Annotated in this window: 8 protein-coding genes; 4 read left to right on the top strand and 4 right to left on the bottom strand. The window is 59.2% G+C overall.

The annotated features are described in order from the left end of the window. Window positions 1-245 precede the first annotated feature (245 nt). The 4 genes from FMF02_RS02595 (at window position 246) to FMF02_RS02580 (ending at window position 6092) form a co-directional block, all read left to right on the top strand. A complete protein-coding gene (locus tag FMF02_RS02595; protein ID WP_019131297.1) occupies window positions 246-2192 on the top strand; it encodes a PIG-L family deacetylase in 1947 nt (648 codons plus the stop codon). Between the two features lie 16 nt (window positions 2193-2208). Next, complete coding sequence (nagB, locus tag FMF02_RS02590) at window positions 2209-3003, top strand: glucosamine-6-phosphate deaminase (RefSeq protein ID WP_019131296.1); 795 nt, start codon at window positions 2209-2211, stop codon at window positions 3001-3003. Between the two features lie 520 nt (window positions 3004-3523). Next, window positions 3524-5365 carry a hypothetical protein gene (locus FMF02_RS02585; protein WP_141412110.1) on the top strand — a complete coding sequence of 614 codons (1842 nt, stop codon included), beginning with the start codon at window positions 3524-3526 and terminating at the stop codon, window positions 5363-5365. 31 nt (window positions 5366-5396) lie between these two features. Continuing rightward, window positions 5397-6092 carry a hypothetical protein gene (locus tag FMF02_RS02580; RefSeq protein ID WP_141412109.1) on the top strand — a complete coding sequence of 232 codons (696 nt, stop codon included), beginning with the start codon at window positions 5397-5399 and terminating at the stop codon, window positions 6090-6092. Window positions 6093-6422: 330 nt separating this feature from the next. On the opposite strand, the gene FMF02_RS02575 is transcribed toward FMF02_RS02580, so the two are convergent. The 4 genes from FMF02_RS02575 to FMF02_RS02560 all read right to left on the bottom strand — a co-directional run bounded on the left by FMF02_RS02575 (window position 6423) and on the right by FMF02_RS02560 (window position 12088). Next, window positions 6423-8456 carry a transketolase family protein gene (locus FMF02_RS02575; protein ID WP_141412108.1) on the bottom strand — a complete coding sequence of 678 codons (2034 nt, stop codon included), beginning with the start codon at window positions 8454-8456 and terminating at the stop codon, window positions 6423-6425. A gap of 123 nt (window positions 8457-8579) precedes the next feature. Beyond that, window positions 8580-9875, bottom strand: a complete 1296-nt coding sequence (clpX, locus tag FMF02_RS02570; protein WP_141412107.1) for an ATP-dependent Clp protease ATP-binding subunit ClpX — start codon at window positions 9873-9875, stop codon at window positions 8580-8582. A 58-nt stretch (window positions 9876-9933) separates the two neighbouring features. Next, window positions 9934-10602: an ATP-dependent Clp endopeptidase proteolytic subunit ClpP gene (gene clpP / locus FMF02_RS02565; protein ID WP_019131291.1), complete on the bottom strand. Its 669-nt coding sequence runs from the start codon at window positions 10600-10602 to the stop codon at window positions 9934-9936. A gap of 157 nt (window positions 10603-10759) precedes the next feature. Continuing rightward, entirely contained in the window at window positions 10760-12088 is a 1329-nt protein-coding gene (locus FMF02_RS02560) for a trigger factor (RefSeq protein WP_141412106.1), read from the bottom strand. Window positions 12089-12451: the final 363 nt, after the last annotated feature.

Below are 12451 nucleotides of genomic sequence, written 5' to 3'. Positions count from 1 at the left end.
TGTTCGAAAAAAGACAAATTTAGGATAAATAGCGATTAACGTTCACTTTTCTACTTTTTTAAAACCGTATCAATAGAGAAACGCTCAAATAGGAGAATTCCTTAACTTTAATTTTTTTCAATCCTGCCGTTTTTATGCGACTTTTCGTATCTTTGTAAAAAATAATGCGGCCGCTGGCCGGCGATCCGCTCCGGCGGGCGCGCTCCGGACGCAGACTGGCAGGGGCTAAATTAAAATATACGGATATGAACAGCAAATACGCTTTGCCCAAAGACGGAGGATTGATCGTCGACTCGGCTCCGAGCGACATCATCCGCCGCTATGAAAAGATTCCCGCCTCGGTCTTTGAACACGAATCCGAAGGCGTGGGGTATGTCGCCGATCTGATCGTGCGGGCGATCAAGAAACACAACGAATATTCGCTTTCGAACGAGATTTTCGAGGACGTGCAGCCCTTCGTGCTGGGACTCACGACCGGCCGAACGCCGCTGGGGCTTTACCACGAGCTGGTTCGCCGCTACCGGGACGGCATGGTGAGTTTTTCGAACGTCGCGGTTTACAGCCTCGACGAATTCTACCCGATCGGGGCCGACGAGCCGCAGAGCCGCAACTACCGCATCCACGAGGAGTTTCTCAACCATATCGATATCCTGCCCGAAAACATCCATATTCCCGACGGGACGGTGCCCGAATCGCGCATCTCGCGTTACTGCGAATCCTACGACCGGGCGATCAACCACATCGACCTGATGATTATCGGCGTCGGAGAGCAGGGGCAGCTCGGGTTCAACGAGCCCGGCTCCTACGAGAAGTCGCGCACGCGGCTGGTGCAGCTTTCGCACGACTCCCGCAAGATCCAGTCGTCGGCCTTCTCGGGGATCGACGATACGCCCAAAATGGCCATTACGATGGGGATCGATACCATCATGCGCGCCGACAAGATCGTACTCATGGCATGGGGCGAGGAGAAAGCCGACGTGATCCGCAAGGTCGTCGAGGGGCAGATCACCGATCAGGTGCCCGCCACGGCGTTGCAGGAGCACCACAACATCGAGGTGGTGATCGACGAGAACGCCGCCGGAAAGCTCACGCGCGAGGTTGCGCCGTGGCTGGTCGGCCCCTGCGAGTGGACGCCCAAGTTCACGCGCAAGGCGGTCATCTGGCTGTGCGGCGTGGTGGGGAAGCCGATTCTGAAACTCACCCACTCGGACTACATCGAAAATTCGCTGGGCGAACTGCTCGAAGCCAAAGGGCCTTACGACAAGATCAACATCGACGTCTTCAACGACCTGCAACATACCATTACCGGCTGGCCGGGCGGCAAGCCCAACGCCGACGACTCGACGCGGCCCGTTCCGTCGAAGCCCTTTCCCAAAAAGGTGCTGATCTTCTCGCCGCACCCCGACGACGACGTGATTTCGATGGGCGGCACCTTCATCCGTCTGGTCGACCACGGGCACGACGTGCACGTGGCCTACGAGACGTCGGGCGATTTCGCCGTCAACGACGACGTCGTCCTGCAACAGCTCGATACGGTGCGCGAACTGGGTTTCGCGGATCGTTTCGATGAGGTGAAACGTCTTATCGCCGGTAAAGTGAAGGGGCAGCCCGAACCGCGCGAGCTGTTGGAAATCAAGGCGGCGATCCGCCGCGCCGAGGCCAAGGCCGCCGACCGTTCGTTCGGGCTCGACCCGTCGCACGTCCATTTCCTGAACCTGCCTTTCTACGAAACGGGCGGATTGAAGAAGGCGCCGCTTTCGCAGCGCGACATCGATATCATCGTCAAGCTGTTGCGCGAGATCGAACCCGACCAGATCTATGCCGCAGGCGATCTGGCCGATCCGCACGGCACGCACCGCACCTGCATGGAGGCCGTACTGGGAGCGTTGGAGGTCGCTAAGGACGACGCATGGCTCAAGAATTGCCATCTGTGGCTCTATCGCGGGGCGTGGTTGGAGTGGGATCTGGGGATGGTCGACATGGCCGTGCCCCTTTCGCCCGACGAGCTGATCAAGAAACGTCACGCCATCTACCGCCACGTGTCGCAGAAGGATATCGTGCCCTTCCCGGGCAGCGATTCGCGCGAATTCTGGCAGCGCGCCGAGGAGCGCACGCAGAATACCGCCCGCCTCTACGACAAGTTGGGCATGGCCGAATACCAGGCCATCGAGGTCTTCGTGAAAATGTTTTAACACCAAATAAGATTCTATGAGACTGATTATCGAAGAGAACGACGCGAAAGCCGGCCTGTGGACGGCCCGTTACATCGTCGCGCGGATCAAGGAGAAGGCGGCCCGGACCGACCGTCCGTTCGTACTGGGACTGCCCACCGGCTCGACGCCCGTGGAGACCTACAAGGAACTGGTGCGCCTTTATGAGGCGGGCGAGGTGTCGTTCCGCAACGTCGTTACGTTCAACATGGACGAATACGTGGGCATCCCCGAAGATCACCCTGAAAGCTATCACACCTTCATGCGCAAGCATTTCTTCGACCATGTCGACGTGCCGGCCGCGAACATCCACATCCTCGACGGCAACGCCCCCGATCTGCAAAAGGAGTGCGAGGAGTACGAGCGTAAGATCGTCGCCGCAGGCGGCATCGACCTCTTCCTGGGCGGTATCGGCGAAGACGGCCATATCGCCTTCAACGAACCCTATTCGTCGCTCGTGTCGCGCACGCGCGTGATGACGCTCACGCCCGAGACCGTGGCCGTCAACTCGCGGTTCTTCGACAACGACGTGAACAAAGTGCCCAAGCAGGCCATGTCGGTCGGCGTGGCTACGATCATGGATTCGCACGAGGTCATCATCCAGGCCTTCGGCCACAAGAAGGCCCGCGCGTTGAAACACGGTGTCGAGGGGTGCTACTCGCACGAGTGGACGATCTCGGCGTTGCAGGTTCATCCCGCAGGCATCATCGTTGCCGACGAGGCGGCCGTGGGCGAGTTGAAAGTCAGCACCTACCGCTATTTCCGCGAGTTGGAGAAGAGCGAACGTCTGTAAAGAGCCGCGGGGCGACGCAGCGCAGCCTGTGTCTCGCGGATTCCGGTCATACGGAGGGAGTGTCCGAATTGCGGACGCTCCCTCTTTCATTTCCTCCGTCGCAGGGCCGGTTCGATTGCGGAGTGAGTTCCGGCGAGGTTTGCCGCTTTTCCCGCGGCGGTCGCTGCCCGGAATTCCTCTTCCTGACGGCCGGTGCCCGCCGTGTCGGTTCGGGAAAAGAGGCGTCGGGACGAAGGGCGGGTCCCCGTTTCGCCGCTCGACCGATGTAGAGGCCGGAGGTCTTTTGCGGAGAAACGATTTTTCCGCGAAACAAGTTGCTTACGAATCGGACGGAAATTCCTCGTTTCGGGTTTCAATGTTTCGGCGGTTCTGTGCTTTTCGATGCAAAGCTTGAACGGAAACGGCTTTATACCCGTATGCAAGGGTATTCCGAGGTCCGATAGTCGAGACGGTTTATTAAAAAAATTTTACTATCTTTGACGCCCGAAATACGATTGTTATTTTTTAAATCATTGATTGTATGAGGAATCTATTTGCTTCATTCGCATCGATGGCGCTCTTCGTCGGAGCGCTTGGTTTCGCTGCTTGCAGCGATGACGACAACACCTCCACCGATCCCGGCGAGGGGGGGGAAAATACTAAGCCGGAGGTATCCGTCGTCGTGACGCCCGGTGCGACGACGGCAAGTTCGGTCAGCTTCACTGTCGCACCGCAGAATGCGGACAAATGCGCCTATGTCTGTCTGAAAAATGTCGAAGGGATCGAACTGCCCGACGCTGTTTCCGTCATGGCCGAGGGCCGGCAACTCGAAAAGGTCGAGACGCAGCTTGTCGAGGTGAAAGAACTCGAAGCCGAAGCCGAGTATGTCGTATTGGCGGCCGCTTCGGCAGGGGAGAACGCCCCCGTCCTGTCGGAACCGATCACGCTGACGACCGAGAAAGTCAATCAGGGCACTACGATGGAGGTGACGCTCGCCGAGGGCGAGCGGACCGAGAGCACGCTTTCGTTCACGGTCACTACCGCCAATGCCGCCGAGTGCCGCTACCGCTATTTCAAGAAGACCGAAGATTTCGTTCTGCCCGACAAATACGACATCTTCGCCACGGGCGACAAGGTGGAGACCTCCTCTCCGCAGGAGATTTTGCTCGAAAACCTCGACGACGATACCACTTATGTGATCGTTGCGGTCGTCGAAGCTGCCGACAGCTATGACAAGGAGATGTCCGAGCCGCTCGAAATGACGACGCTCAAACGCGACAAACCCGAAAACGTCGATCAGCAGCACTTCACCGAGGGCGAACTCCAAGTTTACAGCGGCGGCAACAACTTCTATGTCAAACTCACCAACGACGCCTATACGGTCGTACTCGATCTCTACGACGACTATGCGAAGGAGAAGGCGCCCGTTATTCCCGCACACGAATACAGCTACCTGAAAGGTTACCACAGCAACGAGCCCTGGGTGATGGCCAGCACGTCGAGCGTAACGGCCGTCAGCGGTGCGGCGTTCGAAATCGAGAAGGGATCGGTGAACGTCGGTTTCGCCGACGGGGCCTATACGATCGTCGGCTCCCTGATTTCTCAGGACAACAAACAGCTGGACATCGACTATAAGGGTTCGCTCGCCTTCCCTGTCAAACTCAACAGCGGCAAGATCGAAAAGAGCGAGAAGGGCTATCTGGCCGCATTCACGGGGGAGAACCTCTACGGACTGAATCTCGAATTCATCACCGATAAGATCGCCGCCGGCACCTACTCGTTCGACAACGGCACGCTGGGCGGAAACTCGGCGCTCATTTGCGGTACGACGGAGTATGCGGTCAAGGCCGGCAGCGTCGAACTGAGCCTGCCGTCCGAAACGAATTATGTCATCAAGGGGGAACTGACGACGGCCGAGGGGTATCCGCTTTCGCTCGATGTCTCCATCTACGGTGTGACCCAGCCCGAGGAGCCGGGCGATGCGATCGTCTTCACATCGATCTCGCAGGCCTATGCCGAAGCCGATGCGACGGGTTGGGCGATCAACTACTCCGTCGAATTCGAAAACGACGAGTGGCAGGCCGCTTTCGAGTTCTGCAACGACGGCGGTACGGGTTCGCAGATTCCGGCCTACAAATATCTCTACTCGTCCTATGTAGAGAGCGGAACGGGCTGCGTCACGCAATACCGCATCGTCAACAAGAAGACTTCGGAGACGTTGACGCTCGACGAAGGATCGGTGACGGTGGCCTATGCCGACGGCGTTTACGACATCGATTTCGATCTGATGCAGACCAACGGACAGCATTTCAAAGCTTCCTACGACGGCCCGATCGAACTGGACGACTATACCTCTATGGGCGGCGGAGGCTATGCCCGTTAATCGTCAAACGAAAATTCGGAGATAGAAGGATATGAAAAAACTGCTGATTCTCGTCGCCGCGTGCGCACTGACATTTTCCTGCGGCGAGTCCAACGACGATTTCGGTGACAATGGCAATCCCGGCACCGAGACGCCTGGGCCTCAGCCCGAACCCGAACCTGAGCCCGAACCCGAACCGGAACCCGAGCCTGAACCGGAATATGATTTCGACATTGCGGTAGCCGATGGATTTTTCGCTTACGACGGTCTGGACGAGGCTTCCGGAAAATATCGTACGACGGTGATGCTCAGCTCGAAGAGCATGTCGACAGGCGATACGGGCGATTATGTGGACATTCTCGTCTACATCTATACCGATTTCGAACCGGAGATTCTGACTTCGACGGGAGGGTATACCTATCGGAAGTTCTTTACGGGGGCGATCTCGCCGTTTTACACCGATTCGGTGGAGAAACATACCGACCGCATGTGGTACATCGGCAAGCACTATACTGACGACGAGGGGGATCCCAATGTACAGGGCTGCGGCTGGTTCACCTATCAGAACGGGTTGGAGACGGGCTGTTTCGCAGCCGACGACACCGAACGGACGACGTGCGAGATCGTCGATAACGGCGACGGCACCCACACGATCAAGGGGGTGATGTACGACAAGACGTTCGACAAGTCGCTTCGCTACGAGTACAAGACGGAACATCCGGGCATCTTTTCGCCGAATTTCGGTTGATGCCGTTTGCCGGCGAATGTTTTTCCGACCGCAGCTTTCCGGCTGCGGTCGTTGTTTTTGCGGGTCGGTGCGGGCGTTCGCAGGGGGGGACGCCCCGTTCGTCGTGTCGGAGGCGAAAGACGCCTGAAAAGCTGCCGAATGACTCTTGTCGACGCAGGAATCCGCCCGTGTCCGACGGTGCCGTGAACCGGAGAGTTGTCGGGAATTTCGTGTGGATGGTTTCGGATGCGAGTTCCGCGCGGGTTCCGTCCTGGATGCGACTTCCGGCGAAAAACAGCGCGGGTGTCCGAATCTATCGGACACCCGCGCTGTTTCTTGCTGTGAATCGGGCTATGCGCGTCCCAACAGTTTCTTGACTTCGGCGGCGACGGTCTCGCCGTTGTAGCCGAACTCCTTGTCGAGCACCGTGTAGGGAGCCGAGAAGCCGAACATGTCGTGGCCGTGGATGAAGCCCTTCTCTCCGACGAGCCCCTGCAAGGTCACGGGCAGCCCCGACGTCATGCCGTAGCGTGCGATGCCGGCGGGCAGTACCGACTCCTGATAGGACTGGGGCTGATCGCGGAAAAGACCTTCGCTCGGGACGCTGACGATGCGGGCCTTGATGCCCTCCTGAGCCAGCAGGCCTGCACCTTCGACGAGCGTCGCCACCTCCGAACCCGAAGCGACCATCACTACGTCGGGCTTCGCCGTGTCGGCGACGATGTAGGCGCCCTTGGCGAGCTGTGCGGCCTCCTCGCGGCGGCTTGCGGCCAGCGCGGGCAGGTTCTTGATGTTCTGACGCGAGAGGATGAGCGCCACGGGGCGTTTCTCTTCGAGAGCGAGACGCCATGCTGCGATCGTCTCCTCGCCGTCGGCGGGACGCAGCACGACCATCGACCGCTCGCCCGCGTGGTTGCGCAGGTGCTCCATCAGGCGGATCTGCGCCTCGTGCTCGATCGGCTGGTGCGTCGGGCCGTCCTCGCCTACGCGGAACGAGTCGTGCGTCCAGATATAGATCACGTGCAGGTGCATCAGTGCCGAGAGGCGTACGGCCGGCTTCATGTAGTCCGAGAAGACGAAGAAGGTGCCGCAGGCCGGAATCACGCCGCCGTGCAGTGCCATACCGTTCATGATGCAGGCCATCGTCAGCTCCGACACGCCGGCCTGGAAGAATTTGCCGCTGAAATCGCCCTTCGTGAAGGCTTTGGTCTTTTTCAGGAAGCCGTCGGTCTTGTCCGAATTCGACAGGTCGGCCGAAGCGACGATCATGTTCTCCACCCGCTCGGCCAGTACGCCCAGCACCGTCGCCGACGCGGCGCGCGTGGCCGAATCGGCCTTCATCTCGATCGACTTGTAGTCGATGGGCGGAAGCTCGCCTGCGAGGAATATGTCCAGTTTGCGGGCCAGCTCCTTGTTGGCCGAGCGCCACTCGGCCTCGACGGCCTTCTGGGCCTTGACCCATGCACGCAGTTCTTCGCGGCGTGCGGCGTAGATCTCCTTCGACTCTTCGAAGACCGTGAACGGGTTTTCGGGGTCGCCGCCCAGGTGCTTCACCGTGGCGGCGATGTCGGCGCCGGCGGCCGAAAGCGGCTGGCCGTGCGTCGAAACCTTGTTCTCATACGACGTGCCGTCGGCGGCTACCGCGCCTTTGCCCATCACCGTGCGGCCGATGATGATCGTCGGACGCTCGGTCTCGGCACCTGCCGTGCGGAGCGCGGCGCGGATCTCGTCGACCGACTGTCCGTCGACGTGGAGCACGTTCCAGCCCCAGGCCTTGTATTTGGCGCCTACGTCCTCGGTGTCCACCTCGTCGACCTTGGTCGAGAGCTGGATGTTGTTCGAGTCGTAGTACATGATCAGGTTCGACAGTCCTAGATGACCTGCGATGCGGCCCACGCCCTGCGAAATCTCCTCCTGCACGGCGCCGTCCGAGATGTAGGCATAGGTCTTGTGCGCCTGCCACTGGCCGAAACGGGCCACCATGAAGCGCTCGGCGATCGCTGCGCCCAGCGCCATGGCGTGTCCCTGACCCAGCGGGCCGGAGGTATTCTCCACGCCGCGCAGCACGTCCACTTCGGGGTGGCCGGGCGTGCAGCTTCCCCACTGGCGGAACGCTTTGAGATCGTCCATCGTGTAGTTGCCCGCCAGCGCCAGTGTCGAGTAGAGCATCGGCGACATGTGGCCCGGATCGAGGAACAGACGGTCGCGGAAGGGGTAGCGCAGGTCGTCGGGATCGTAGCGCAGGAATTCGGTGTAGAGCACGTTGATGAAATCGGCGCCGCCCATCGCGCCGCCCGGATGGCCCGATTTCGCCTTTTCGACCATCGATGCCGCCAGCACGCGGATGTTGTCCGCCGCACGCGTCAGTTTTGCATTGTCTGCCATATTTCCAGTTGTTTAGTAGTTGTCAATTCGTCGGGCGAAGGCCGTTGTGACACCCTGTGCGGTGCGTGCCGCCTGTCGCTTTTCCGAGCGGGATTTATCCCCTGCAAAGATAATAATATTTTATTATCCTACCTTTTTAAGCTCTACGAAATTTGCTTTTTCTATCTTTTCCTTGGCGTATGGCAGCGTTACGCGAAACTCCTTGCAACCGCTCGACGGAATGTCGAACATCGTGTCCATCATCACCGCCTCGCAGATCGAGCGCAGGCCGCGTGCGCCGAGCTTGTAGACGATGGCGCGGTCGACGATGTAGTCGAGAACTTCGTCGTCGAAGGCGAGCTTCACGCCGTCCATCTCGAACAGCCGGACGTACTGTTTCACGATGGCGTTCTTCGGCTCGGTCAGGATCGAGCGCAGCGCTTCGCGGCCGAGCGGCTGCATGTAGGTCAGCACCGGCAGGCGCCCGACCAGTTCGGGGATCAGGCCGAACGATTTGAGATCCTGCGGCATGACGTACTGCATCAGGTTCGAACGGTCGATCGGGTCGGCTCCCGCGCGGCCGTAGCCCATCGCCCGCGTGTTGAGCCGCTGGGCGATCTTGCGCTCGATGCCGTCGAACGCACCGCCGCAGATGAAGAGGATGTTGCGCGTGTCGACCTGTATGAATTTCTGGTCGGGATGCTTGCGCCCGCCCTGCGGCGGTACGTTGACCGTCGTCCCTTCGAGAATTTTCAGCAGCGCCTGCTGCACCCCTTCGCCCGATACGTCGCGCGTGATCGAAGGGTTGTCGCCCTTGCGGGCGATCTTGTCGATCTCGTCGATGAAGACGATGCCCCGTTCGGCGGCTGCCACGTCGTAGGAGGCCACCTGCAACAGCCGCGAGAGGATACTCTCCACGTCTTCGCCCACGTAGCCGGCTTCGGTGAGCACCGTGGCGTCGACGATGGTGAAGGGGACGTTCAGCAGCCGCGCGATCGTACGTGCCATGAGCGTCTTGCCCGTTCCCGTCGGGCCGACGAGCACGACGTTCGACTTGTCGATCTCGATCTCGCCTTCGGCGTCGGCCGATTTCGAGAGAATGCGTTTGTAGTGATTGTAGACCGCTACCGACAGGTAGCGTTTGGCCGCCTCCTGACCGATGACGTACTGGTCGAGCATCTCCTTGATCTGCGCGGGTTTGAGCAGTTCTTCGTAATGCAGCGGCGTCTGCTGCATCGGGGGCGTCGCGGAGAGGGGATCGGCTACCACGTGGTGCTCGACGAGCGTATGGTAGCCCTGTTCGATGCATTCGTTGCAGATGCGGGCGCCGCTGCCGCCCTGAAAAAGCATCAGCACCTCGCTGTGGTGTTTGCCGCAAAAGGAGCAGTGCTCCTCGGTCGTGTGCGAATTTCCGTTCTTCGGGTTCTTCGTATGTGTCATTCGTTGTCGTTTCGTATGGGTATATGCCGCGTGCGCGCCGTTTTCGGCGCGCGGCGGGTCACTTGCGTTTTTTCAGCACTTCGTCGATCAGGCCGTAGTTCTTGGCTTCGTCGGCCGTCATCCAGTAGTCGCGGTCGGCATCCTTTTCGATCTTCTTGATCGGCACGCCGGCGTGCGAGGCGAGAATTTCGTACAGTTCGCGCTTCGTGCGCAGGATTTCGCGGGCCGTGATCTCGATGTCCGACGCCTGTCCCTGCGCGCCTCCCAGCGGCTGGTGGATCATCACGCGCGAATGCGGCAGCGCCGAACGCTTGCCCGCCGTACCGGCCGTGAGCAGCACTGCGCCCATCGAGGCGGCCAGCCCCGTGCAGATCGTCGCCACGTCGCAGTTCACCAGCTGCATCGTGTCGTAGATGCCCAGACCGGCCGAAACCGATCCGCCCGGCGAATTGATGTAGAGCTGGATGTCCTTCTCCGGATCGGCCGATTCCAGGAAGAGCAGCTGCGCCTGGATGATGTTGGCCGCATCGTCGTAGATCGGCGCCCCGAGGAAGATGATGCGGTCCATCATCAGGCGGGAGAAGACGTCCATCGTGGCGACGTTCAACTGGCGCTCCTCGATGATCGTGGGCGACACGTAGTCGGAGATGACGGATCGGAAATCGTGCAGCCGGAGGCTGCTGATGCCGCAATGCTTGACGGCGTATTTTTCGAATTCGGAAGACATGACTGTACGTTTAATATGGTTTTACATCGTTGTTCGCCGGGCTTTTCCCGCAGTCCGCACCGCCGCGGGCCGGCGACGGATCAAAAGAAGGACTCTGCAAACATCACGCCCGCAGAGTCCAAAGTTAATCATTTTTCCGAAAACCGCGTACTCCGGACTATATCTCCTTGGCCAGTTTTGCGAATTCGTCGGCGGAAACGGCCTTTTCGGTCACCTTGATCTTGCCCTTCACATCCTCGACCACCTTCGTTTCGTAGAGTTTCTCGTAGATCTTCTGCGACTGCTCCTTGTTGGCGAGAATCTGCTGCTTGGCGAAGTTTTCGAGCATCTCGTCCGGTGCGGCCGGCATTCCGTACTGCGCGAACTGTGCGGCGGCGAAAGCCTTCGCTTCGGCGAGCGCCTCGTCGGCCGTTACGGTGAGGTTGTCCTCCTTGATGAAGTGCTTCTGAATGAAGTTCCACGAGAACATTTTGAGGAACTGGTCGAAGTCCTTTTCGATCTCCTCTTTCGAGAACTTCTCCTCGTTGATGACGTAGAGCCAGCGTTTGAGGAAGGCGGCGGGCATCTTCAAGTCGGCTTTTTTCAGCAGGAAGTCGCGCAATTGAAGCGTGAAGAGGTAATCGCTCTCGCGAGACAGTTCCTTCCCGATCTCGGTGTCGACGAAGGCGTCCAGTCCGGCTTCGTCCGTGACGTTGCCCTGCGGGAAGGCGGTCTTGAAGAACTCCTCGTTCAGCTCGGGATCGGCGAATTTGCGGATCTTGGTGATTTCGAGCGAGAATTCGGGCTTCACCTCCGCCAGTTCGTTCTCTTTGAGCTGCAAGGCCGCGGCACGCTGCGCGGGATTCTTGTAGAGCTCGTTGATGTCGACCTTCATCTTGGCGCCGACCTTCTTGCCCTTGAAGGGCTTGCGTTCCTCGTCGTTCATCGAGATCAGCCCCACGTAGGCATCCTCGACGCGCAGTTCGCCGTTGTCGAGCGTGACGGTCAGCGCCTCGTCGTCGGCGACCTTCTCGACGTCCACCAGCCGGCCGTAACGGCGCAGGAAATTCGAGCGGTAGTTGTCGTGCATCTGCTTGTCGATCTTGATGCGGTGGTAGGTCACCTTGTCCTTGGCCGAAAGAGCGAGGTTGATCTTGGGCGCCTCGCCGATCTCGAACATATACTCGAACTCGGTGTCGTTATCGAAATCGAAAGCACCCTGCTCCTCGGCGGGAATCACGTCGCCCAGATAGTCGATGTTCTCCTTTTGGAGGTACTCGAAGACGGCGTTCGACGCCGTGCGGTACGACTGCTCGGCCACTACGCCCTTGCCGTACATCTTTTTGATGATTCCCATCGGCACCATGCCGGGGCGGAAGCCCGGGATGTTGGCCTTGCGGCGGTAGTCGCGCAGCGATTTCTCGACGGCTTCGCCGTAGTCCTTTTCGCCGACCTTGACCGAAATCAACGAGGTCTGCTCCTCTTTCTGTGTTCTTTTGATCTCCATAACGTATATTTATTTGCTTGTTTTCACTCGCTTTGGCGGGCAAAGATACGAAAAAGCGAGGGCAAATGCAAACGTTGTTTGCAATTTGCCGAGCGGGAGTATCCGAGGAGCAGCCGAAAATACGAAAAAGTTTGGCAAGCAAAGGATTTATGGTTGCGCGCAGCGCACGATCGCTCCGGGCGCTCGCGCTGCTGTCGTCACTCTTTCCGCTATTTTCGCAGTACGATCCCGCAGGCCTCCGGCCTGCCATGTGCGGACACCTGCAAATAATCATGGTTGCGCGTAACGCACAACTGTCTCCGCCTTGCCAAAAATCGGGAAGAGGAACGGGCGGCGGCTGCGCCGTCGAAAAACGCGGGCGCG

It is taken from the genome of Alistipes communis (assembly GCF_006542665.1).
GTDB classification, from domain to species: domain Bacteria; phylum Bacteroidota; class Bacteroidia; order Bacteroidales; family Rikenellaceae; genus Alistipes; species Alistipes communis.
This window is presented reverse-complemented; position numbering and strand designations above follow the sequence as displayed.